Origin of the sequence: Oceanicola sp. D3 (assembly GCF_006351965.1) — a bacterium.
GTDB lineage: Bacteria > Pseudomonadota > Alphaproteobacteria > Rhodobacterales > Rhodobacteraceae > Vannielia.
In genome coordinates this window covers 3,712,207-3,734,668 of record NZ_CP040932.1, presented here as the reverse complement: position 1 = coordinate 3,734,668, position 22,462 = coordinate 3,712,207, and the positions used below count along the sequence as shown (strand labels likewise).

General features: G+C 64.6%; 20 protein-coding genes. 16 read left to right on the top strand and 4 right to left on the bottom strand.

Annotation, left to right across the window (positions count from 1 at the left end; translation table 11 throughout):
- Positions 1-103 precede the first annotated feature (103 nt).
- Positions 104-1,648 (top strand): flagellar hook-length control protein FliK, encoded by a 1,545-nt coding sequence (locus FHY55_RS18770; protein WP_140015644.1) that lies wholly within the window; start codon positions 104-106, stop codon positions 1,646-1,648.
- Between the two features lie 12 nt (positions 1,649-1,660).
- On the top strand, positions 1,661-2,398 hold the full coding sequence (locus FHY55_RS18765; protein ID WP_140015643.1) for a flagellar hook capping FlgD N-terminal domain-containing protein: 738 nt from the start codon (positions 1,661-1,663) through the stop codon (positions 2,396-2,398).
- 366 nt (positions 2,399-2,764) lie between these two features.
- Here FHY55_RS18765 and ubiB read toward each other — a convergent pair whose 3' ends face one another.
- Together ubiB and ubiE are read right to left on the bottom strand one after the other, a co-directional pair.
- Positions 2,765-4,297 carry a 2-polyprenylphenol 6-hydroxylase gene (ubiB, locus tag FHY55_RS18760; RefSeq protein ID WP_140015642.1) on the bottom strand — a complete coding sequence of 511 codons (1,533 nt, stop codon included), beginning with the start codon at positions 4,295-4,297 and terminating at the stop codon, positions 2,765-2,767.
- A 7-nt stretch (positions 4,298-4,304) separates the two neighbouring features.
- Positions 4,305-5,057 (bottom strand): bifunctional demethylmenaquinone methyltransferase/2-methoxy-6-polyprenyl-1,4-benzoquinol methylase UbiE, encoded by a 753-nt coding sequence (gene ubiE, locus FHY55_RS18755; protein ID WP_140015641.1) that lies wholly within the window; start codon positions 5,055-5,057, stop codon positions 4,305-4,307.
- Between the two features lie 85 nt (positions 5,058-5,142).
- Here ubiE and FHY55_RS18750 point away from each other — a divergent pair, with 85 nt between their 5' ends.
- From FHY55_RS18750 to gyrB, 14 genes are all read left to right on the top strand, one after another.
- Positions 5,143-5,853, top strand: coding sequence for a hypothetical protein (locus FHY55_RS18750; protein WP_140015640.1), 711 nt, complete (start codon positions 5,143-5,145; stop codon positions 5,851-5,853).
- Positions 5,854-5,914: 61 nt separating this feature from the next.
- The gene (gene mutM / locus FHY55_RS18745) at positions 5,915-6,778 is read left to right on the top strand and encodes a bifunctional DNA-formamidopyrimidine glycosylase/DNA-(apurinic or apyrimidinic site) lyase (protein ID WP_140015639.1); all 864 of its coding nucleotides are present in this window, start codon (positions 5,915-5,917) and stop codon (positions 6,776-6,778) included.
- Between the two features lie 64 nt (positions 6,779-6,842).
- Entirely contained in the window at positions 6,843-7,619 is a 777-nt protein-coding gene (locus tag FHY55_RS18740) for an enoyl-CoA hydratase (RefSeq protein WP_140015638.1), read from the top strand.
- Positions 7,620-7,694: 75 nt separating this feature from the next.
- Entirely contained in the window at positions 7,695-8,045 is a 351-nt protein-coding gene (locus tag FHY55_RS18735; RefSeq protein ID WP_140015637.1) for a DUF2384 domain-containing protein, read from the top strand.
- Positions 8,045-8,557 carry an RES family NAD+ phosphorylase gene (locus FHY55_RS18730; RefSeq protein ID WP_140015636.1) on the top strand — a complete coding sequence of 171 codons (513 nt, stop codon included), beginning with the start codon at positions 8,045-8,047 and terminating at the stop codon, positions 8,555-8,557. Before FHY55_RS18735 ends, FHY55_RS18730 begins: the two co-directional genes overlap by 1 nt.
- A 160-nt stretch (positions 8,558-8,717) precedes the next feature.
- On the top strand, positions 8,718-8,984 hold the full coding sequence (gene rpsT / locus FHY55_RS18725; RefSeq protein ID WP_140015635.1) for a 30S ribosomal protein S20: 267 nt from the start codon (positions 8,718-8,720) through the stop codon (positions 8,982-8,984).
- Positions 8,985-9,560: 576 nt separating this feature from the next.
- A complete protein-coding gene (gene dnaA / locus FHY55_RS18720) occupies positions 9,561-11,006 on the top strand; it encodes a chromosomal replication initiator protein DnaA (protein WP_140015634.1) in 1,446 nt (481 codons plus the stop codon).
- A 148-nt stretch (positions 11,007-11,154) separates the two neighbouring features.
- Positions 11,155-12,273, top strand: a complete 1,119-nt coding sequence (gene dnaN, locus FHY55_RS18715; RefSeq protein ID WP_140015633.1) for a DNA polymerase III subunit beta — start codon at positions 11,155-11,157, stop codon at positions 12,271-12,273.
- Positions 12,274-12,355: 82 nt separating this feature from the next.
- Positions 12,356-12,706, top strand: a complete 351-nt coding sequence (locus tag FHY55_RS18710; protein ID WP_254695520.1) for a type II toxin-antitoxin system PemK/MazF family toxin — start codon at positions 12,356-12,358, stop codon at positions 12,704-12,706.
- A 173-nt stretch (positions 12,707-12,879) separates the two neighbouring features.
- The gene (gene recF, locus FHY55_RS18705) at positions 12,880-13,998 is read left to right on the top strand and encodes a DNA replication/repair protein RecF (protein ID WP_140015631.1); all 1,119 of its coding nucleotides are present in this window, start codon (positions 12,880-12,882) and stop codon (positions 13,996-13,998) included.
- Positions 13,995-14,192 carry a DUF1697 domain-containing protein gene (locus FHY55_RS20680; RefSeq protein ID WP_210410512.1) on the top strand — a complete coding sequence of 66 codons (198 nt, stop codon included), beginning with the start codon at positions 13,995-13,997 and terminating at the stop codon, positions 14,190-14,192. Before recF ends, FHY55_RS20680 begins: the two co-directional genes overlap by 4 nt.
- A complete protein-coding gene (locus FHY55_RS18695; RefSeq protein ID WP_140015630.1) occupies positions 14,189-14,809 on the top strand; it encodes a LysE family translocator in 621 nt (206 codons plus the stop codon). Before FHY55_RS20680 ends, FHY55_RS18695 begins: the two co-directional genes overlap by 4 nt.
- Positions 14,810-14,857: 48 nt before the next feature.
- Complete coding sequence (locus FHY55_RS18690; protein WP_140015629.1) at positions 14,858-18,076, top strand: caspase family protein; 3,219 nt, start codon at positions 14,858-14,860, stop codon at positions 18,074-18,076.
- An 84-nt stretch (positions 18,077-18,160) separates the two neighbouring features.
- Entirely contained in the window at positions 18,161-20,578 is a 2,418-nt protein-coding gene (gene gyrB, locus FHY55_RS18685) for a DNA topoisomerase (ATP-hydrolyzing) subunit B (protein ID WP_140015628.1), read from the top strand.
- 28 nt (positions 20,579-20,606) lie between these two features.
- Here gyrB and FHY55_RS18680 read toward each other — a convergent pair whose 3' ends face one another.
- Both FHY55_RS18680 and FHY55_RS18675 read right to left on the bottom strand, forming a co-directional pair.
- A complete protein-coding gene (locus tag FHY55_RS18680; RefSeq protein ID WP_140015627.1) occupies positions 20,607-21,773 on the bottom strand; it encodes a winged helix-turn-helix domain-containing protein in 1,167 nt (388 codons plus the stop codon).
- Positions 21,774-22,017: 244 nt separating this feature from the next.
- Positions 22,018-22,458 carry a thioesterase family protein gene (locus FHY55_RS18675; protein WP_140015626.1) on the bottom strand — a complete coding sequence of 147 codons (441 nt, stop codon included), beginning with the start codon at positions 22,456-22,458 and terminating at the stop codon, positions 22,018-22,020.
- Between the last annotated feature and the right edge of the window lie 4 nt (positions 22,459-22,462).

Below are 22,462 nucleotides of genomic sequence, written 5' to 3'. Positions count from 1 at the left end.
TTCGAAATGCGGCTATTTTGAGGCATTAGGGCAGAAACCGGTAAAGGATTGGTAACTTTAACAAGGCATTCTGCAGCCAACTTGTCAGAAGGATCAGGTTCAGATGCAGAACGCGATGTTGTCCGAGATGGCCGTATTTGCAGTGAGCCCCGCCGCCGCGCAGGGCCGTGCAGGCGGGCAGGCGCAAGCGGAGGCGGGCGGGCCGGATTGGGCTGCCATTTTCGCGGCGCTGGGGGCTGAAGCCGCGAGTGAGGAGGTCGAACCTGCGGCTGGCGGGCCTGAAACGCTGGGGGCGGTTGTTGAGCAGCCCGATTTTGACACCCCACCGGTAGAAGCTGATGCCGGGGTGGCGGGTGTAGTGGAAAGTACAGTGCAGCCGCCGGAGAATGCTGGCGCACGGGTAGACATGGCCGAGCCGGCGCAAATGGATGAACCTGAAGCGGCATTGGCCGGGATTGCGGTGAGGCCGGCCGCACCAGAAGCGGGCGCCGAAGCGGCTCCCGAACCGCCGTTGCACAAGGAGGTTGCGCAGCCTGTGGCCGAACTTCGCAGGGTGTCGCGCAGGGAAGAGGGCGGGCACTTGGGCACTGCTGTGGCAACTGCGCAAGAAGCGCCACGGTTGCACGATGCCGCCCCAGTACGACCGCTGGAGATCGCGCCCAACTGGGCATTGGCGACTCTGTCTGAAACGCCTGCCACTCAAGTTTCGCGCGAGGCTCCGGCTCTTGCGATGTCACGGCTGACGGATCGGGCTGCCTTGATGTCGGCCCTGAGCAATTGGCGCCCGCATGTGGACAATGGCAGCGAAGCTGCGCCGCGTGAGAGACCGGTGAACCCGGCCATTGAGGCCGCCGTGAGCAAGGTTCGTGAAACGATTGCCGCTCTCCGGCCCGAAACCGTTGCAGGAAGCACTGCGGATATGCCGGTGAACGGACCGGTCCTGGAGCGGCTTCGGTCTCGCGTGGATGCACCGGTTGCGCCACCGCCGGGGGATCCGGCCCCCATTGCGGCGGCCCCGGAGGCCGCGCCGGAGCTTGCAATGCCCGCGCGTGTCGCTTCCGCACCTCCGCAAATCGCACAGGCCGCCGCCGTTGTCGCGCCAGCGCTGGCCGCGGAGCCGCTTCCGGTGAGCACCCCGAGCATGGCCTTGGAGGCCGCAACCGCGGTTCCCGAGGCGCGCACCATTCCGCATCTCGCGCCCCACGCATCAATTGTTGCCGCGCCGTCCGGGCATGCGGCCGCGGCGCAGCAGGTGGCCGCTCAGATTGCTGAGATCTCGCGCCCGCTGCCCGATGGGCCGGTGGAACTGAGCCTGAAACCTGAGGAGCTCGGGCGACTGAAGCTTTCGTTCACGGGGAGTGAGGCGGGGCTGCATATTGCCGTAACCGCCGAGCGGCCAGAGACGCTTGAGATGATGCGCCGCCATATCGAAATTCTGGCGCAGGAAATGCGACGCCTCGGGCATGAGGGTGCCCAATTCAGTTTTGCCAGCGGCGACAGCGGATTTGGCCAGCATCAGAACGGGGAGGGCGAGGGCCAGACCGTGAGCTGGGCGGGTAACGACGCGCCGCATGAGGCGCTGTCACCCGGCGCTGAGGGGCCGCCGACCCTTCAACTCGGCACCGCCGGCCTAGACCTTCGCCTCTGACAGGAGCCCATGATGGAAACCTCATCTGCCACAGCCGCCACCCTGAGCCAGAATTCCAACGCCCAGGCCAGCCAAGGCTACATCAACTCGGATTTTGAAACCTTCCTCAAGATGATGACCACGCAACTCCAGAATCAGGATCCGCTGAATCCGCTCGACAGCGCAGATTTTGCCGTGCAACTGGCGACCTTCTCCAATGTCGAGCAGCAGGTGCGCACCAACGTTCTGCTTGAAGAGCTGTCCGCGCAAATGGGGATGACAGGCATGTCGGAGTTGGCGAATTTTGTCGGCATGGAAACCCGGGTCACCGCCCCTGCGCGGTTCACCGGGCAGCCGATCGAGATGACGCTCGATCTGGCCAGCGAGGCCGATGCCGGGGTGCTGGTGGTGACGGATGAGTTTGGCATTGAGCGACAGCGGCTGATGATCGACTCAAGCGCGCCCTTCCACGTCTGGCAAGGGGTGGATGACAGTGGCACCCTTTTCGCCGATGGCACTTACAAGTTCAGCGTGGAGAGCTACGCGGGCGAAGAGCTGATCGCGACCACTCAGGCGCAGGTTTATGCCCGCGTTGAGGAAGCGAGGCTGGAGAACGGAGAGACCATGCTGCTCTTGAACAGCGGTGTCACTGTGCCGGCATCTTCGGTGACGGCCCTGCGCTTTCCGGTTGTCTATGAAGAAAGCCCCGATGCGGTGAGCGGCGGTGCGGAAGGCGCGCGCACGCAATATTCAAGCGCGACGCAGCGCTGACTGCCGCTGCGGTGACAGAAGGCACATGAGCGCAGGGTAAGATACGGCTCCTCGCTGAGCGAAGCGTTGGTTGCCGATGCCAGGCGCGTTGCGAAGCGATTCCAATCCCCTGAGCGCGGCGAGGCTCGAAGAGCCGGGCCGCGTGTAGGGCGGGGGCGAAAGCCAGCGCGCGCGTGATGCGGCGACTGCGCGCGCAGAGAGCGCGATATGTTCAGGTATCCGAACTGAGCGGAGAAGGCCGATCACCCAAGCCGAGCGTAGCGAGGCTACGCGCGCCAACCGAGCGTAGCGAGGCCGCCAGGCGCCTCCCGAGCGCAGCGAGGCTACTGAAAAGCCTGCCGGGCGTCAGCCCGGCGGCCGGAGGTGTTACAGGTTGCTGGTCAGGGCCATCGCGGCGAGTGCGATGGCGGCGCCGAGAGTGGTCCAGCCGAGGCGATGCCAGAATTTGCTGCCCGAGGGGCGGGGCGGTGGCGGGGTGGCTTGGGCGATCAGGGCGCGTTCGAGCAGCGCCGGTAGGCGCGGGCCGAAGCGGATGGCGACGCGAGCGGTTTCCTTGAGGTCGTGCAGCAGGGCGGCCGGGCCGACGTTGCGCTTCACGTAATCTTCGACCACCGGGCGCGCGGCCTGCCAGATGTTGATGTTGGGGTGCAGCGAGCGCGCCACCCCTTCCACCACGACCATGGTGCGCTGCAGCAGGATCAACTCGGTCCGGGTTTCCATGCCAAAGCGTTCGGTCACCTCGAAGAGGTAGGACAGCAGCCGGGCCATGGAGATATGCGTGGCATCCATCCCGAAGATCGGCTCGCCCACCGCCCGCAGTGCGCGGGCGAACTCATCCACATCGCGGTCGGCGGGCACATAGCCGGCCTCGAAGTGCACCTCGGCCACGCGCTTGTAGTCCTTGCGGATGAAGCCCATCAGGATCTCGGCATAGACCCGGCGGGTATACTCGTCGATCCGGCCCATGATGCCGAAATCCAGCGCGATGATCTCGCCGCCCGGCGCCACCTTGAGGTTGCCCTGATGCATGTCGGCGTGGAACAGCCCGTCGCGCAGGGCGTGGCGCAGGAACAGCGAAAGCACCCGCTCGCCAAGGGCCACCCGGTCGTGGCCCGCCGCATCCAGCGCCGCGAGGTCGTTGAAGGAGATGCCCTCGGCCCACTCCAGCGTCATCACGTGTCGCGCTGAAAGCGGCCAGAACGGGCGCGGCACCATGAAACCCTCGTCGCCCTCCGTGTTCTCGGCAAATTCGGAGGCGGCGGAGGTTTCCAGCCGCATGTCAAGCTCGCCAGCCACGACGCCTTCAAAGTGCTCGATCACGTCGCGGGGGCGGAGCCGGCGGGAGGCGGGCGAGAGCAGTTCGATCATCGCGGCGGCGAAGTAGAAGGCATCGACGTCACGGGCAAAGGCGCGTTCGATCCCCGGGCGCAGCACCTTCACGGCCACCTCGCGCCCGTCATCGGCGCGCACGGCCTTGTGGACCTGCGCGATGGAGGCCGCTGCGACCGGCTCGGAAAACTCGGAGAACAGCACGTCAACGGGCTGGCCCAGCTCTGCCGCCACCACGCGCATCGCCTCGGCGCGGGGGAAGGGCGGCAACTTGTCTTGCAGCACCATGAGCTGCTGCGCCAGTTCCGGCCCCACCACATCGGGTCGGGTCGAGAGGATCTGGCCGAATTTGATATAGGCCGGCCCGAGCGCGGTGAGCGCGCGGGTGACGGGCGGCTGCGACGGGTCGCCCTTCAGCCCCAGCCATTTGAACGGCCAGCCGAGCACACGGGCGGCCACGCGAAGCGGGCGCGGTGCGTCCATCGCCTCCAGCGCCACGCCCATCGCGCCGGTGCGCTCAAAGGTGGCCCCGGTGCGGATCAGCCGCCAGATGTTGTGCGGGCCGCGCACCCGGGCCTCAGAGCTTCCAGCCGGAGTGCAGCGCGGCCACCCCGAGGCTGAGGTTGCGGTATTTCACCTGCTCGAAGCCGGCGGTGCGGATCATCGAGGCGAACTCCTCCTGCGGCGGGAACTTGCGGATGCTCTCCACCAGATACTGATAGCTGTCGCGGTCGCCTGTCACCAGCTTGCCCATGCCCGGGATGACGTTGAAGGAGTAGGCGTCATAGGCCTTTTGCATCAGGGGGTTGGGCAGTTGCGAGAACTCCAGCACCATCAGCCGGCCGCCGGGGCGCAGCACGCGGTAGGCCTCCGCGAGCGCATCAGGAATGCGGGTGACGTTCCGGATGCCGAAGGAGATGGTGTAGGTGTCGAAGCTGTTGCTTTCGAAGGGCAGGGCCATGGCATCGCCCACCACCCAATCAAGCTTGTCGGCCATATCGGCGGCCTCGGCGCGTTTGCGGCCCTCCACCAGCATTGCCTCGGTCATGTCGCAGACCGTGGCCGTGGCCCCCTCACCGGCGCGGCGCAGGAAACGGAAGGCGATGTCGCCCGTGCCACCGGCAACATCCAGCAGCCTTTGGCCGGGGCGGGGCGCCAGCCAATCCATCATCGCGTCTTTCCAGAGCCGGTGGATGCCGACGCTCATCAGGTCGTTCATCACATCGTATTTGGAGGCCACGGAGGAGAAGACCTCGTGGACCATGCCGGCCTTTTCGGCCTCAGGCACCTCGGCATTGCCGAAATGCGTGGTTTTTCCGTCATCTGCCATGGGCTTGCCCAACTTTGTTCGCAAACCGGATATAGGCAATCTGCACCGGATACAAACGTGCCAGATGAGCGCAGGAGGGTGCGAGATGGGTGAGCAAGAGCAGTTCTGGCTGAGGGCGTTGAATTTCGTGCTCGACAACCCGCTGGTGCTGTTGGCGCTTGCCGCTGCTGTGGTGCTGCTCGTGGTCGCGGCTATCGCGGCCTATGTCTACTTTGTCTGGATCCTGCCCGGGCAGGTTGGCCGTGCGGTCACCACCAAGCTCTACGAGGCGACCAATGCCGCCGATGCGCAGGGCCGCCGGGTGGAGCTGACGGCGGGGGCGAAGTTCATGAAGCAGCGGGACATCGCGCCGCTGGCCTCGCGCGGCATGGCGCAGGCCGCCGAGGATTCGGTGGGCAGCAAGGTGATGCGCCCCACGTGGGGGATGCGGCTCTCGACGGTGCTCATGGCGGCGGCGGGCGTTGCGGTGCTTTTCTTTGCAGACATGGGGCTGGACCCGGAATGGATGGTGTTCATCAAGCCTGCCGCGGTTGGGGTTGCCCTGCTGGGCATTGCCCATGTTTTCAGCTTCGAGATGCGCTATGATCGGGATGTGATCATCTCGCAGAGCCTCATCCAGTTTCGGCGCGAGATCGCATGGCGTGATTTGGTGGACATCAGGGACGAGGGGAACGGGGTGTATCGGCTGACCTCGGCGGATGGCAAGAAGATGCGGGTGCAGAAGTATATGACCGGCATGAGCGACTTCCTGACCCGGGCGCATGGCGCGATTGACGGGCGCGGGGCCTTGGCCTGAGGGCTTGCGGGGCCGCGCTGGCCCGCTAGGTTTGGCGCCTGACCTTTGAGCCGGAGCCGATATGCCCGAACTGCCCGAGGTGGAAACCGTGCGCCGCGGTTTGCTGCCAGCCATGGAAAACACCGTGATTGCCGAGGCCCGGGTGAACCGGGAGGGGCTGCGCTGGCCGTTTCCGCCGGGCATGGCCGAGCGGCTCACCGGCAAGCGCGTGCTGGGGCTACGGCGGCGCAGCAAGTATATTCTGGCCGATCTGGACAGCGGGGAGACGCTGCTGATTCATCTGGGGATGTCTGGGCGGATGCGGGTGAGCGGCGAGGGGCCCGATATGATCCCGGGGGTGTTTCACCACACCCATCCGGCACCCGAAAAGCATGACCATGTGGTGTTGAACATGGAAAACGGGGCGCGGGTCACGTTCAACGATGCGCGCCGTTTTGGGGTGATGGACCTCGTGCCGACCGTGGAGGCCGAGACGCATCGGCTGCTGGCCGCGCTTGGGCCAGAGCCGCTGGGCAACAGTTTTAGCGAGTCGCACCTGATCGCCGCATTCGAGGGGCGGAATACGCCGGTAAAAGCCGCGCTACTGGACCAGAAGATTGTGGCCGGGTTGGGCAATATCTATGTGTGCGAGGTGCTCCACCGCACCGGCATCTCGCCACGCCGGAAGGCCGGGCAAATCTCTGCGCCCCGGGTTGCACGGCTGGTTCCGGCGATTCGTGAGGTCTTGGAAGAGGCCATCGAGGCGGGCGGGTCGAGCCTGCGCGACCACAGGCAAGCCTCTGGCGAGCTTGGATATTTTCAGCACCGCTTTGCCGCCTATGACCAGGAAGGCGCGCCGTGTTCTACCCCCGGTTGCGGCGGCGTGATCCGACGGATCGTGCAATCGGGGCGTTCCACTTTCTACTGTGGATCATGTCAAAGATAACTTGCAGCGTGGTCTGACCCTGCTAACAAAGGGAAGTCTGGCAGCCGAAAGGAACCGCCGCCACATGGCCTATGAAACCATCGTCGTCGATACCGCCGACCATGTCTGCACCATCCGTCTCAACCGCCCCGAAGCTCTGAACGCGCTGAACGCGACGCTCATTGGTGAGCTGTCGGAGGCCGTCACCGAGGCCGATGGCAACAAAGCGGTGCGATGCATCATCGTGACCGGCTCGGAGAAGGCCTTTGCGGCCGGGGCCGATATTTCGGAGATGGCAGAGAAGGATTTTGTCGATGTCTTCATGGGCGACATGTTCGGCCCGCAGATCGACAAGATACTGGCTTGCCGCAAGCCGATCATCGCCGCCGTTTCGGGCTATGCGCTTGGCGGGGGCTGCGAGCTGGCGATGATGTGCGATTTCATCATTGCTGCGGACACCGCTAAATTCGGCCAGCCCGAGATCAACCTTGGCGTCATTGCCGGAATCGGCGGCACCCAGCGGCTGACCCACTTCGTTGGCAAGGCCAAGGCGATGGACATGCACCTGACCGGGCGGTTCATGGATGCCGAGGAGGCCGAGCGCAGCGGGCTGGTGAGCCGTGTGGTGCCTGCCAAGAAGCTGATGGATGAGGCGATGGCGGCGGCACAGAAGATTGCCGAGAAGTCGATGGTTTCGGTGAAGGCGGCCAAGGAGGCGGTGAACCGCGCCTACGAGATGCCGCTGCGCGAGGGGCTGCTGTTTGAGCGGCGGCTGTTCCACGGGCTGTTTGCCACCGAGGACCAGAAAGAGGGCATGAAGGCCTTTCTGGAAAAGCGCGAGCCGCAGTTTCGCGACAAGTAGCATCTGTGCAGCCACGTTGATTTTTGCGCCAATCTCACCTATATTGACGTTGACCGCGTCAGGCGGAGTGGTGTGATGGTCTTTGCAGAGATAGCCGAGAACGGAAAGTTCGCGCCGGGCAAACTGGCGGCGACCCTCTTGACCACCGTCGAGGAGGTGGCCCAGACGGCGGGGCTGAGCCGCGATGCCGTGGCCCGCAAGGCCCGGGCAGGCACTCCCAAGACCCAGATGCGGCTGCGTGAAATGGTGGAAATTCTCACCCGTGTCAGCCCGCGTTTCGGCTCCGATTTGCTGGCCTATGCCTGGTATCGCTCGGTCCCGCTCGCCGGGTATGGCGAGGTCACGGCGATGCGGCTGGTCAAAGATGGGCGGGCAGAGGCGGTGCACAGGTATCTCGACAGGCTGGACGCTGGCATCCACGCCTGATGCGCTGGTCCGGCACGGTTTTTCGCGCGCTCAACCCCTATTGGGCCTACCGGCCGCTTTCGGGAGAAGGGGCGGCCCAGTTTGGCGGGCGATTCAACTCCGTCGGGCAGGCGGCTCTGTACACCTCGCTGACGGTCGAGACCGCCCTGCGTGAAGCGCAGCAGGCGGGAAGCTTTATGCCTGTAACCGTGGTGGCGTTGGCGGTTGAGGTGGAGCAGGTTTTCGATGCGACCAACGCCGACGCACTCGCTGGGGAAGCCCTCACACGCGCCGATCTGGCTCAGGCGGATTGGGCGGATGAGGCGGACCGGCTTGGGGTGGCACGGGTTCAGCGAATCGCAGAACGGCTAGCGAAGGGCTACAACGGCCTCTTGGTCGAGAGTTTCGCGCCGGGCGCGGCTGGTGGGAATTTGAACCTCGTGCTGTGGCACTGGGGGGAGGCCGCTCCGAACCGGGTGAGGGTGATCGACGATCAGGACCGGCTGCGATACCCGCCGCAGGCGCCGGACTAGGCGAAAATGCCTTTGCAAAACGTGCCGCGAGCTGTATACGCCCGCCGATACATGCGTGTGAGGCCCGCTCTGGCCAGAATCGCCCGGTTGCGAACCCGGGGTCGGGTCTTCCCGCGCTCACCAGTTTGAAACGCACGACCCGACGAAAGAGAGACACACCATGGCCAATTCGCCCCAAGCCAAAAAACGCGCCCGCCAGAACGAAGCCCGCTTCGCTGTGAACAAGGCGCGCCGTTCGCGCATCCGCACCAGCCTTCGCAAAGTCGAAGAGGCCATCGCCTCCGGTGACAAGGATGCCGCCACCGCCGCCCTGCGCGCTGCCCAGCCCGAGCTGATGCGCGGCGTGACCAAAGGCGTCTACCACAAGAACACCGCAGCGCGGAAAATGTCGCGCCTGAGCGCCCGCGTGAAGGCCATCGGCGCCTGAGTCGTGATCACATTTCAGGAAAGGGGCGCCACCTTCGGGTTGGCGCCCCTTTTCGTTGCGCTGTGTCGTTCAGGCCATAAAAACTAGGGCGTTCAGGGGGGTGGCGGGATTCGGCCTGATTAAAGCATGAGTCAAGGCAAAAGGTCAGTTGCCCGCTCGCGCGAGCGCTTGCTATCACCAATCCTGCGATTCACGTCGCCTAGGGGGGACATGATCGTTTTCAGCCGGGCACCGGAGCTTCAGGGGAAGCGCTGCACCGGGGCAAAAAGCTGGAAACGGGTTGTTGTCGAGAGAGTCTGCAGGCGAGCCTGAATGGCCGCTCTGTCAGGGTCGCTGCTGCTGACACGACATGTCCGAAGAGATGTCACTGGCTGGCGGGCAAAGCTTGCGCCTGCACAGCCTGTCTTTTGAATGCTCTATGGAGCCAGCCCAGCGCTATTGCGCAATGGGTAGCGAAAGGCATTGCCATCCGCGTCCCCGACGCCCGTGAGCCGCATGAGTGCGGGCCGCCAGATTTGGCAGGGGCGGTTTGTGGGTGTGTGAATGACAAACAAAAAGTGGGACAGGATAGTGGGAATGCCGCAGACGCGATGGGGACAGGTCAGTGAGTCGCTCAAGACGACGGTTGGACAAAACAATTTCAAAACCTGGATTGAGCCGCTCAAGCTGAACAGCCTGGAAAATGGCGTTGCGCATTTTGAAGTGCCGACCAACTTTTTTGGCAATTGGGTGAGCCGCAATTTCTCTGACACGATCGTCAAGCAGATGAGCCGCGACGGGCTCGAAGTGCGCCGCCTTGAGTTTCGTGTGCCCAGTGCCGCGGCGCGCGCTGCGGCAGCGGAGCAGGCGGCCAATGAGGTGCGCCCTGTGCAAGCCGCCAGCGATGATGCTGGCGCTGGCAGCCGTGGTGCAAGCGCCGGTGGGTCCGGACGAGGCCAGTCTGGCGGGTCGGGCAATGCCGGCAGCAACAGTGACGACGATCTGCCCGGGGCCGCGCTGGATGAGCGCTTTACCTTCGACAGCTTCGTCGTCGGCAAGCCCAACCAGCTGGCCTATACCGCCGCGCGCCGGGTGTCGGAAGGTGGCCCGCTGACCTTCAATCCGCTGTTCCTTTATGGCGGCTCCGGCCTTGGTAAGACCCACTTGATGCACGCCATTGCATGGGCTCTGCAGGAATACTGCCCGGAGAAGAAGGTGGTGTATCTGTCGTCTGACCAGTTCATGTATCGCTTTGTCCGCGCCCTGCGCGAAGACGGGATGCACGAATTCAAGCAGGCGTTCCGCTCTGTCGATGTGCTGATGGTGGATGACGTGCAATTCTTCGCGGGCAAGAACAGCACTCAGGAAGAGTTCTTCCACACGTTCAATGCGCTCTCCGATCAGGGCAAGCAGATCGTCATCAGCGCCGACCGCGCGCCGCATGACATCAAGAAGATCGAAGACCGGATCGCCAGCCGTCTGGCCTCGGGCCTCGTCGTTGACCTGCACCCGACCGATTACGAGCTGCGGCTTGGGATCCTTCAGCAGAAGGCGGAGTTTTACAAAGGCCACTATGGCAACCTCGATATTGCGCCGCATGTGCTTGAGTTTCTCGCGCACCGGATCACCGGCAACGTTCGCACGCTCGAAGGCGCCCTGACCCGTCTCTTTGCTTTCGGCAACCTTGTTGGCCGCGAGGTTTCTCTGGAGATGGTGCAGGAGTGCCTTGCCGACCTGCTCCGCGCCTCCGAGCGCAAGCTGACGGTGGAAGAAATTCAGCGCCGGGTGTGTGAGCATTACAACGTGCGCATCTCAGATATGACCGGCCCCAAGCGGCACCGCACCATCGCCCGCCCGCGTCAGGTGGCGATGTTCCTTGCCAAGGGGATGACCGCCCGCTCGCTGCCGGAAATCGGCCGCCGCTTCGGCAACCGGGATCACACCACGGTGCTTTATGCGGTGCGCAAGATCGAAGAGATGATGCAGACCGATAGTGGATTGGCCGATGACATCGAGCTGCTGAAGCGGATGCTCGAAGCCTGATCGCCGGGGGCGGGCACATGGCCCGCCCGGTCTGCCGTTGGGGGTGCTCTTGACGCTCCTTTGAAACCTCACGAAACTGCGAGAAACAACTTGCCTGCCGAGGGGAAACGCATAGTCTGCGCCTCCCGGCACCTAGGGGGACAGAGCAATGAAATTCTCGATCGAGCGGGCCGTTCTGCTGAAGGCCATCGCGCAGGCGCAGTCGGTTGTCGAGCGCCGCAACACCATTCCGATCTTGGCCAATGTGCTGATCGAAGCCGAAGGCGACGGTGTGCAGTTCAGGGCCACGGACCTTGATATCGAGGTGGTCGACAAGGCCCCGGCGATGGTCGAGAAGGCGGGTGCCACCACGGTGAGCGCCGTCACCCTGCATGAGATCGTGCGCAAGCTGCCCGACGGGGCGCAGGTGCAACTGACCGATGACAGTGCCGCCGGGCGGCTGACTGTGGAGGCGGGGCGCTCGAACTTTCAGCTCGCCACGCTGCCGAAAGAAGATTTTCCGGTCATGGCGTCGAGCGAGTATGGGGCCAACTTCAGCGCTGGTGCCGCCACGCTGCGCCGCCTCTTCGACAAGAGCAAGTTTGCGATTTCCACCGAGGAAACAAGGTATTACCTCAACGGTGTTTACATGCATGTGGCCACCGGCGAGGAGGGCCAGGCGCTGCGCTGCGTGGCGACCGATGGCCATAGGCTGGCCCGCGTGGATGCGCCGCTGCCCGAGGGCGCCGAGACGATGCCGGGCGTGATCGTGCCGCGCAAGACGGTGGGCGAGTTGCGCAAGTTGCTCGACGATGACGAGGCGCAGATTGCTGTTTCGGTCAGCGAGACCAAGGTGCGCTTTGCCACGCCCGAGATCACCCTGACGAGCAAGGTGATTGACGGCACTTTCCCCGATTACACCCGCGTCATCCCGACCGGAAACACCAAGAAGCTGGAGGTGGATGCCGCCGAGTTTGCCAAGGCTGTTGATCTGGTGTCGACGGTCAGCAGCGAGCGGTCCCGCGCGGTGAAGCTCTCGCTCGACGAAGACAGGCTGGTGCTTTCGGTCAATGCGCCTGACAGCGGTGCAGGCTCGGCAGAGCTGGCGGTGGCCTATGGCGACGAGCATCTGGAGATCGGCTTCAACGCCAAGTACCTCACCGAGATCGCCAGCCAGGTGGACCGGGAGAACGCGGTGTTCCTGTTCAACTCCGCTGGTGATCCGACGCTGATGCGCGAAGGCTCCGATACCTCGGCGCTCTATGTCGTGATGCCGATGCGGGTGTAAGGTATCCGTGGGGCTTGTTTTTCACCCCAAGCAGGGCACCGTTGTTCGGGTAAACTTCGACGCTGCATTTCGTACTCCGGAGATGGTAAAACCGCGTCTGGCGATTGTGATATCAAAGCCAATTGTTGCAAGGGGTGGCTTGTGCACCGTGGTCCCTTTGAGCACCACAGCGCCCGACCCGGTCATGCCGTATCATTGCGCGCTCGAAGTTGCGTTTAAGATGCCAAGCGTTTGGGGCAATCGAAAACGATGGGTCAAAGGTGACATGGTTTATGCGGCCGGGTTTCATCGAATTGACTTGTTGAGTTTGGGTAAAGACCGCAGCGGTAAGCGCATTTACCAGACTTCAACTATTTCCGAGCAACAATTGGCGATTGTGCAGCGTTGCGTACTGCAAGGTCTCGGTCTCGGAACATTGACAAAACACCTCTGAACGACCATTTAAGTCGTGTGGCGGCTCTGCTTCGCATCCGCATTAAGACCCCACCAGGGGCCATCAGACCCTCCGGCGATACCAAGCTGTGGTCTGATGCCGAAAAAGGCTCCACTTTCGGGTGGAGCCTTTTGCATATGGAATGATCCGACTGGCCGGGCTACCCAAACACCATGCCCCGCCTTGCCCTCACATCCCTGACCCTCTCGCACTTCCGCTCGCATCGTCGGGCGGAACTGGCTTTGGATGGCCGCCCGGTTGCGCTTTGGGGGCCGAATGGGGCGGGCAAGACCAATGTGCTGGAGGCAGTTTCGCTGCTCTCGCCCGGGCGTGGGCTGAGGCGGGCGAGTGCCGAAGAGATGGCCCGCGCGCCCGAGGCGCTGGGCTGGAAGGTGAAGGCGGAGCTGGCCTCGCTGGGGCATTTTCATGAGTTGGAAACATGGGCCGAGGCGGGGGCCAGCGGGCGCAGCGTAAAGATCGACGGCAAGGCGGCGGCGCAGGTGGCGTTGGGGCGGCTGGCGCGGGTTGTGTGGCTGGTGCCCTCGATGGATCGCCTCTGGATCGAGGGGGCCGAGGGGCGCCGGCGGTTTCTGGACAGGATCGTGCTCAGCTTTGAGCCTGCCCATGGCGAGGCGGTGCTGGCCTATGAAAAGGCGATGCGCGAGCGCAACCGGCTCTTGAAGGACATGGTGCGCGATGCCCATTGGTACGCCGCGTTAGAGCAGCGGATGGGCGAGGAGGGCGCGCGCATTCATCGCCACCGCGAAGACGCGTTGATGCGGCTGGCGGCGGCGCAGGATGAAGCGAGCAGTGCCTTTCCGGCGGCGGGGCTGATGCTGAGCCACCCCGAACCGGCCTGTGACACGCCCGGTGACGCCGAGGCGTTGACGGCGGCGCTTGCAGAGGGCCGCGCACGCGACCTTGCGGCAACGCGCACACTGACCGGCCCGCATCGCGCCGACCTTGGGGCCACCTATATTGCCAAGGACACCCCGGCGCGGCTTTGCTCCACCGGCGAGCAAAAGGCGCTGCTCCTCTCGCTCATTCTGGCGAACGCCCGGGCCTTGGCCGAGGATTTCGGCGCACCGCCGCTGTTGCTGCTCGATGAGGTGGCGGCGCATCTCGATGCCTCGCGCCGCGCCGCGCTTTATGCCGAGATCGAGGCGCTCGGGGCGCAGGCCTTCATGACCGGCACGGGCGCAGAGCTTTTTGAGGAGTTGGGCGGTAAGGCGCAGCACTTTGAGGTGACCGAAGAGGCCGGGCTTTCCGCGCTGCGCGAGGTGGCGGGGTGACATCGGTTTTGCTTCTGCGCGGCATCAATGTGGGCGGGTATAGCAAGCTGGCGATGGCCGAACTGCGCACGCTGCCGGAGGGCTTGAGCACATCGAAAATCCCGGCCAAGGCAGAGCGGTTGCTGGGCAGCCCCATGACGGCCCGCAATTTTTCAACCGTGGCCAAGCTGGCCGAGATGCTGGACGCGCCATGACAATCACCCCCGCCGATCTGGGCCTCTATGCCTTTGCGCTGCTGATCCTGTTTCTCACGCCCGGCCCGGTTTGGATGGCGCTGACAGCGCGGGCGCTGAGCGGGGGCTTCAACGCTGCATGGCCGCTGGCGCTGGGGGTCACGGTGGGCGATGTGCTTTGGCCCTTCCTTGCGATCTACGGGATCACTTGGGTCACGACCGTTTTCGCGGGCTTCATGGCGGTGCTGAAATGGGTCGCGGCGGCGATCTTCCTTGTCATGGGTGGGCTCATTTTGCGCCATGCGGGCAAGTCGATTGCCGCTGACAGCCGGCTGACACGGCCCGGCATGTGGGCCGGGTTCGCGGCCGGGATGGCGGTGATCCTGGGCAACCCGAAGGCGGTTCTGTTTTACCTCGGTGTGTTGCCGGGCTTTTTTGACCTCACCGCCGTGACATGGGCCGACATCGCCGCAATCACCGCGCTTTCGGCGGTGGTGCCGCTTTTGGGCAACCTCGGTTTTGCCCTGATGATCGACCGCGCCCGCCGCCTGCTGGCCTCACCGGAGGCGCTCCGGCGGACGAATATCGTGGCGGGCTGCCTGTTGACGCTCGTGGGCTGTGTGATCCCCTTTACCTGACGGAAAACGTCACTGGCGCTTGGGCGGAGGCCGGGTATCCTGCCGATCATGCGCCGCTTGTTCGTGATCTTCCTTCTGTGCGTCACTGCCCTTCCCGCGCTCGCCGAAAAGCGGGTGGCGCTGGTGATCGGCAATGATCGCTACGAGGACATGCGCCCGCTGAAAAACGCGGCGAACGATGCCGATACAGTGGGCGCGGCGTTGGAGGCCCTGGGCTTTGACGTGGTCTATGAGCGCGACCGCGACAAGAGGCGGATGGAGCGGGCGCTGGAAGACCTTGAGTATGACGGTGAGGGCGCCGATGTGGCGGTGGTCTACTTCGCTGGGCATGGCTTCGAGGTGGGGGGCGACAACCGGCTGCTGCCGGTGGATGGCGACGGGTCGTCGATCGAGAGCCTGATGGAAAGTTCGCTGAGCCTTGCCGAGATCCGCGAGCGGGTGGCGAAGATTGCGCCGGTCGCGGTGCTGTTGGTGGACGCGTGCCGGGTGGACCCATTTGAGGGCGCGGATGAGGGGCGCGCGGCGATTGCTTTGCAGGCAGGGGAGACGCCGGGATTTGCCGCCGTGCCGCGTGGCGAGGGGACGCTGATCGGCTTTTCCACCGCGCCGGGGGCTGTGGCGCTGGATGGTGAGGGCGAAAACTCGCCCTTCGCCGCTGCGCTGGCGCGGCATCTTGCAGCGCCGGGGCTGGAGGTGCGCTCGGTGCTGACGCTGGTGCAGCAGGAGGTTTATGACCGCACGCGCGGGGCGCAGCTGCCCTACGTGGAAAGCGCCCTGCCGCGGCTGTTCTTTGCTGCCGGTCAGGATGACGCGCTGCCCGAGCGGGAGCGGCTGCTGCTGGCGATGGCCGAGCTGACGCCGGATGTGCGCGCCGAGGTGGAGCGGGTTGCCAGCGATGCCGAAGTGCCGCTGGCGCCGATCTTCGGGGCGCTTCTGGCCAATGATCTTTCTGATGCGTCGCCAAGTGAACGCAGCGCGAAGCTGGCCGAGGCGGCGGCGGCCTTCGTGGCGACGCGGGCGCAGTTGCGGCAGCTTTCGGCGCAGGATGGCGAGGTGGCCGAGATGCGCCGGGCGGCCGAGATGCGGCTGGAACTGGGCGATTTTACCGGCGCATTGGGCGCGCTCGACGAGGCCGTTGCGCTCGACAGGGCCTCGGGCGATGCGCTGATGGAAAACCTCGTGGCGCGGCGGATGTCTGAGGCAGAGACGCTGCGGCTCAAGGCCGGTGTGGCCCGCACCCGGCTGGATTATGCGCTGGCGCTGGAGGTGCTGGAGCAGGCGGGTGTGATACACGAGGAGCTAGCCGCGCTGAGCCCGCCCGAGGAGGCGCGGATTGCACGGATCGAGCTGTTTCAGGAGGCGGCGGAGATTTTCACCCTACTGGGCGACCATGCCGCCGCGTTGGGGGCCTATCAAGGCATGCGCGATCTGGCGGGCGCGGAGTTTTTGCAGGCGCAGGATGACGTTGCCATGCGCCGCCGCCTTTACCTTGCCTTTGTGGGCATTGCCAAAGCGCAGAAGGTGGTGGGCGATACCGAGGCTGTGCGCGAGGCGGCGGTCCAGGCTGTGAGGGTGCTGCGCAAGGGCGAGGGGCAGGGGGCGGCCCTGCAGCACGATCTGGATATCTGGGAGGTCGAGATGCTAATCGGCGACCTCGGGATCTTGCTGGGAGACCACGAGGCCGCGCTGAAGGACTTTGAGGATGCCGCCGCTCGGATGCGGCCCCACGCCGAGGCCCGCCCGGAGGATGCGGCGGTGCAGCTGAGGCTTGCGGAGGCCAATGAGCGGCGCGGCGATGCCCAGATTGGCATGGGCGAGGCGGAGAAGGCCTTTGACAGCTACTGGGAGGGGCTGGAGATTTATGGCGCGACGGCGCGTGAATCGGGCAAACGCGATGGCCTCGCGATCGGGCGCACGGCGATGAAGGTGGGGCGCGCTCTGCTGGAGACCGGCGATGTTGAGCCAGCGCTTCAGTATTTTGCGAAGGCCGAAGAGTTCTTGGTCAAGATGTTCGAGCAAGACCCGCAACGCGCGGCGCTGCGCCACGCTTTGAGTGGCACGCTGATCGGGCAATCCATGGCGCTGACCCGGATGATGGAGCGCGAAGAGGCCGAAGCGAAGGCGCGGGAGGCGCTGGACCTGTTGCGCCCGATGCTGGCGGCGGCGCCGGGGGACACGGCCATCGGGCATGCGGTGTTCGAGGCGGAATTTGCGCTGGGGCGGGCGCTTTCGTTTCTAGGGCGGGATGCCGAGGCGAAGGCTGCGCTGGAGCGGGCCCGTGGGCAGATGGAAGCACTGCGCGAGGCCAACCGGACCCACGCGGGCTGGATTTATGACGGCATCGTTCTGGAACGGTATATCGCCCACCGCGCCGCGCGGGCGGGAGACCGGGAGGCGGCACTGGAGGGGCTGATCGAAGCGCGAGGCTTTGCCAGGATCCTGATGAACATGAAGGGTGAAAACCGTCGTTGGCGGGATCTGAACCTTGAGATCAACCTGCAAATCGAGTCCCAACAACTTGGCGCCACGAGCGAGGCGGAGCTGAAGCAGTTGCACCTGACCCGCTCCTACATCGTGCTGACCAGCATCTGGCTGCTGATGCAGGACGCGGAAGACCCGGAAACCGCCCTGCAGGCCGGGCTTGCGATGCTGCGGCTCGGGCAGACGGAGGTTGCGTTGGGTGAGGTGGTGGAAGCCGACGGCACCATGCGTGATGCCTATGATTGGCTGACCTCAGCCGCTGCGCGGATGGAGCGGGCGGAACCGAGGATCTACGCCGCCGAGGCTGCGGAGTCGCTGGGGCAGCTGGAGCTTGGCTATGGCAGCGCCGAAAACGCCGAGGCATGGCACCGGATCGCGCTGGAACTGCGCCAGAAGTTGATGGTGAACCATTCGCAAGACACGCGCCGCGGCTGGCTGCTCTCGGTGAGCCATGAGCAGCTTGGCACTGCGCTGGCCGTGCAGGGGCGCACGGCGGAGGCGATTGCCGAACATGAGGCGGCGCGGGACATGCGGCTGAAGCTGTTGGAGACGCTGAAGGCTGATCGCGGCGTCACTTGGGGGCTCTATGTCAGCTACTATCACCTCGCGGATTTGGGGGTGGAGCCGGCTGAGAATATGGCGCGCGCGCTGGAGGTTTTGGCGCGGATGGAGGCGCGGGGCTGGCTCTCTGCGGAGCAGGCAGAATACCTTGCCGTCACCCGCGACCGGATCGCCGAAATCGCCAAGGAAAATCAGGCAGATACAGCGCCAGCGGAAAGCCCCTGAAAAGCCGCCGAAAATCGTGTCATCCGCGTGACATCTCCGGCCCGAAAGTCTATAAATCCGGCACAACAACAACGGACAGGCGGCATGGCCGAAAACGAACAGGCACCCGAAGAATACGGCGCAGATTCCATCAAGGTTCTCAAGGGCTTGGAGGCGGTTCGCAAACGCCCCGGCATGTACATCGGTGATACCGATGATGGCTCGGGCCTGCACCACATGGTGTATGAGGTCGTCGATAACGGGATCGACGAGGCGCTGGCGGGCCACGCCGACCGTGTAACCGTGACATTGCATGCCGATAATTCGGTTTCTGTCAGCGACAACGGGCGCGGGATTCCGGTGGATATGCACCCCGAAGAGGGCGTCAGCGCGGCCGAGGTCATCATGACCCAGCTGCACGCGGGCGGGAAGTTTGACCAGAACAGCTACAAGGTGTCTGGCGGTTTGCACGGGGTTGGCGTTTCGGTCGTCAACGCGCTTTCCGACTGGCTGGAACTGCGCATCTGGCGCAACGGCAAGGAGCATGTTGCGCGGTTTGAGGGTGGCTTCACGACAGAGTCGCTCAAGGTGCTTGGGGATGCGGGTGGCAAGAAGGGCACCGAGGTGCGCTTTCTGGCCTCGACCGAGACATTTTCGAACTTGGAATACAGCTTCAAAACGCTGGAAAACCGCCTGCGCGAGCTGGCCTTCCTCAACTCGGGCGTCCGCATCCTGCTGCGCGATGAACGCCCGGCGGAGGCGCTGGAAAGCGAGCTGTTCTACGAGGGCGGCGTGCGCGAGTTCGTCAAGTATCTCGACCGGCACAAGACCCCGGTGATGGAAGAGCCGATCTTCATGGTCGGCGAGAAAGACGGCATCGGCGTGGAAGTGGCGATGTGGTGGAACGACAGCTACCACGAGACGGTGCTGCCCTTTACCAACAACATCCCCCAGCGCGATGGCGGCACCCATATGGCGGGCTTCCGCGGTGCGCTGACCCGCACGATCAACCTTTACGCGCAGTCTTCGGGCATTGCGAAGCGGGAGAAGGTGAGCTTTTCGGGCGACGATGCCCGCGAGGGGCTGACCTGCGTGTTGAGCGTGAAGGTGCCCGACCCGAAATTCTCCAGCCAGACCAAAGACAAGCTGGTGAGCTCCGAGGTGCGGCCTGCCGTGGAAGGGCTGGTCAACGAAAAGCTCGCAGAGTGGTTCGAGGAGCACCCGCTGGAAGCGCGCCAGATCGTCGGCAAGATCGTCGAGGCGGCGCTGGCCCGCGAAGCGGCGCGCAAGGCCCGTGAGCTGACCCGGCGCAAGACGGCGATGGACGTGGCCTCGCTGCCCGGCAAGCTGGCGGATTGCCAAGAGAAGGATCCGAGCAAGTCGGAGCTGTTTCTGGTGGAGGGTGACTCCGCCGGGGGCTCGGCCAAGCAGGGCCGGGCGCGGAGCAACCAGGCGGTACTGCCGCTGCGCGGTAAGATCCTCAACGTCGAGCGCGCCCGGTTTGACCGGATGCTGGGCAGTCAGGAGATTGGCACGCTGATCACCGCGATGGGCACGGGGATTGGCCGCGACGAGTTCAACATCGACAAGCTGCGCTACCACAAGATCGTCATCATGACCGATGCCGACGTGGACGGCGCGCACATCCGCACTCTGCTGCTCACCTTCTTCTTCCGGCAGATGCCGGAGATCATCGAGGGTGGGTATCTCTACATTGCGCAGCCGCCGCTCTACAAGGTTTCGCGTGGGAGATCAGAGGTTTACCTCAAGGACGTGCCCGCACTGGAAGATTACCTAATCGCGCAGGGTGTGGAGGGCGCGGTGCTGCGGCTGCCGAGCGGCGAGGAGATTGCCGGGCAGGATCTGGCCCGCGTGGCCGACGCCGCCCGCCAGTTTCGCCGCATCCTTCAGGCTTTCCCGACCCATTACCCCACGCGCATTCTGGAACAGGCCGCGCTGGCAGGGGCGTTTGAGCCGGGCGCGGCAGACCGCGATCTGCAAGCCGTCGCCGATGCCATCGCCGCCCGGCTGGATCAGGTGGCGGTGGAATACGAGCGCGGCTGGCAGGGCCGGATCACGCAGGACCATGGCATTCGCTTGGCACGCGTTCTGCGCGGCGTTGAAGAAATCCGCACGCTGGATGGCGCTGTGCTGCGCTCGGGCGAGGCCCGCAGGCTGGCACAGGTGGCCGGTGAAGGCCGCGACATCTACAAGCAGATGGGCACCCTGAGCCGCAAAGACCGCGAAACTCAGATTCACGGCCCGCTCGACCTGCTGCAGGCGATCCTTGAGGAAGGCGAGCGCGGGCTGACGCTGCAACGCTACAAGGGTCTCGGGGAGATGAACCCCGGTCAGCTGTGGGAGACCACGCTGGATCCGGAGGCGCGCACGCTGTTGCAGGTGAAGGTCGAAGACCTCGCGGAGGCCGACGACCTCTTTACCAAGCTGATGGGCGATGTGGTGGAACCGCGCCGCGAGTTTATCCAGCAGAACGCGCTGAGCGTGGAAAACCTAGACTTCTAAGGAAGGTGGGCAGATTGCCCACCCTACATTAGCGGTCGCAGGCCCAGATAACGCTGTCGAGCCCCGCAAGGCGGCAAAGCCGTGTCAGCTCGGCAGCGAGCTTGTCTTCGCGGGCCTTGGAGGGGCGCACGCCCGGTTCTGACCAGCGGTTCATCACGGTGAGCGTGCCCGCCTTGCGGTCGGCCTTGGCTTCCAGCCGGCCAATGAAGCGCGACCCTTCGAGCAGTGGAAACACGTAGTAACCCCATTGCCGCTTGGCGGCGGGGACGAACATTTCGACGGTGTAGTCGAAGCCGAAGAGGCGTTTGAGGCGGGCGCGGTCGCGGATCGCCGGGTCAAACGGGTTGAGGATGCGAAGGCGTGAGGTGGGGGCGGTGAGCGCCTCCAGCCGGGCCTCAATGTCGGGGCAGGCCAGCGCTTTGATCCGGGTCTTGTTGGTGGTTTCCACCTCGACGGGCACAAGGTCGGGCGCGGCCTCGGCCCAGCGGGCGGTTTCGGCGACGGTGGTGGCATCCCAGAACTTGCGAATTTCGCCGGGCGTGCCGAAGCCGATACGGTGCAGGGCGGCGCGGGAGAGCCAGTCGATCTGCTCGGCATCGGGCACCTCCTGCTCGCGCAGATCGGCGGGAAAGACGCGCTCGGCGAGATCGTAATGCTTGGTGAAGCTCTTGCGGTGACAGGTGGCCAACTCACCGGAAAACCACAGAAAATCCAGCGCGCGTTTGTGCGGCGGGCGTTGCCACATCTCCTTGGGCCCCTCGTGGGTGTGCTCGAAATCGCGGGTGCAAAGCGGGCCTTCTTCGGCCACCCGTGCCTTGACGGAGGAGAGCAGATCGGGGTCGATCTTGCCCCACCAGCCGGAGCGGGAGATCTTTTCGCGCATCCGGGCAAACTGGCGGCGCCACATGGGCAGGAACTCCATCGGAAGAACGGAGGCATCGTGGGTGAAATGCTCGAAGACGGCTTGCTGCTTGCCGAGCAACTTGTCCATCATCGGTTCACGGTAGTTGGCGTTGCGCGACCACATGATGTGGTGATGGGCCCGGCTGACGATCTGGATCGAGTCGAGCTGGACGAAGCCGAGATCGTGGATGATGCCGGGCGCGTCGAGCTTGCCGGTGGGCGGCGTGGCAAGGCCGTGGGCTGAAAGCCAGAGGGCGCGGGCCTGAGCATTGGAGATGGTGAGCGCGGTCATTGCGGCAGGATTGGGCCGGGCGCGCGGGGTTTGCAATCCGGTTGCTGACATTTTGGGGGGCGACGCGGGAGCGGCGGGTCGAGAAGGCTTCGCCGTTGATCTTGGATGGGCGGGGGATGCACGACCGGTAGGGATGGTGGGCAGATTGCCCACCCTACGGGTCGTGCGTTGCTTTTTATCTGGTCAGAACGGCGAGCAGGGCCTCGGTGGAGGCGTCGCGGTCGTCAGGGTTTCGGCCCGCGCCTCACATCTGCGCGGGGCGTAGCGCGGTGAGGGCGTTGCGCAGGCTGTCTGGCAGCGGTTTGGGGCGGCGGGTGGCCGCGTCAACGTAGACGTGGGTGAAGAAGCCTTCGGCGGCGGCAATATCGCTGTCGCCGGGGAAAAGGGCGATTTCGTAGCGCACGGAGGAGGTGCCGATGTGGGCGACGCGAAAGGCAGAGGTGACCGGATCAGGAAAGCGGATTTCGGCGTGGAAGCGGCAGCCGCTTTCGACCATCACGCCGATCTGGTCGCCATTCAGATGGTCGAGCAGGCCGGCGTGGATGAGCCAGGCGTTCACGGCCGTATCGAACAGCTCGTAATAGGCCACGTTGTTGAGGTGGCCGTAAGGGTCCATGTCCTTCCAGCGGGTGTCGTGACTGGCATGGGCAAAATAGTCGGCGCGGGTGCCGGGCGGCGTTTTCATGCCC

Bases quoted from the DNA above. Each gene is read 5' to 3' on its own strand.
- FHY55_RS18770 (WP_140015644.1), top strand. From the start codon at position 104: ATGCAGAACGCGATGTTGTCCGAGATGGCCGTATTTGCAGTGAGCCCC.
- FHY55_RS18765 (WP_140015643.1), top strand. From the start codon at position 1,661: ATGGAAACCTCATCTGCCACAGCCGCCACCCTGAGCCAGAATTCCAAC.
- ubiE (WP_140015641.1), bottom strand. From the start codon at position 5,057: ATGGCAGATGACGGAAAAACCACGCATTTCGGCAATGCCGAGGTGCCT.
- FHY55_RS18750 (WP_140015640.1), top strand. From the start codon at position 5,143: ATGGGTGAGCAAGAGCAGTTCTGGCTGAGGGCGTTGAATTTCGTGCTC.
- mutM (WP_140015639.1), top strand. From the start codon at position 5,915: ATGCCCGAACTGCCCGAGGTGGAAACCGTGCGCCGCGGTTTGCTGCCA.
- FHY55_RS18740 (WP_140015638.1), top strand. From the start codon at position 6,843: ATGGCCTATGAAACCATCGTCGTCGATACCGCCGACCATGTCTGCACC.
- FHY55_RS18735 (WP_140015637.1), top strand. From the start codon at position 7,695: ATGGTCTTTGCAGAGATAGCCGAGAACGGAAAGTTCGCGCCGGGCAAA.
- FHY55_RS18730 (WP_140015636.1), top strand. From the start codon at position 8,045: ATGCGCTGGTCCGGCACGGTTTTTCGCGCGCTCAACCCCTATTGGGCC.
- rpsT (WP_140015635.1), top strand. From the start codon at position 8,718: ATGGCCAATTCGCCCCAAGCCAAAAAACGCGCCCGCCAGAACGAAGCC.
- dnaA (WP_140015634.1), top strand. From the start codon at position 9,561: ATGCCGCAGACGCGATGGGGACAGGTCAGTGAGTCGCTCAAGACGACG.
- dnaN (WP_140015633.1), top strand. From the start codon at position 11,155: ATGAAATTCTCGATCGAGCGGGCCGTTCTGCTGAAGGCCATCGCGCAG.
- FHY55_RS18710 (WP_254695520.1), top strand. From the start codon at position 12,356: ATGGTAAAACCGCGTCTGGCGATTGTGATATCAAAGCCAATTGTTGCA.
- recF (WP_140015631.1), top strand. From the start codon at position 12,880: ATGCCCCGCCTTGCCCTCACATCCCTGACCCTCTCGCACTTCCGCTCG.
- FHY55_RS18695 (WP_140015630.1), top strand. From the start codon at position 14,189: ATGACAATCACCCCCGCCGATCTGGGCCTCTATGCCTTTGCGCTGCTG.
- FHY55_RS18690 (WP_140015629.1), top strand. From the start codon at position 14,858: ATGCGCCGCTTGTTCGTGATCTTCCTTCTGTGCGTCACTGCCCTTCCC.
- gyrB (WP_140015628.1), top strand. From the start codon at position 18,161: ATGGCCGAAAACGAACAGGCACCCGAAGAATACGGCGCAGATTCCATC.
- FHY55_RS18680 (WP_140015627.1), bottom strand. From the start codon at position 21,773: ATGACCGCGCTCACCATCTCCAATGCTCAGGCCCGCGCCCTCTGGCTT.
- FHY55_RS18675 (WP_140015626.1), bottom strand. From the start codon at position 22,458: ATGAAAACGCCGCCCGGCACCCGCGCCGACTATTTTGCCCATGCCAGT.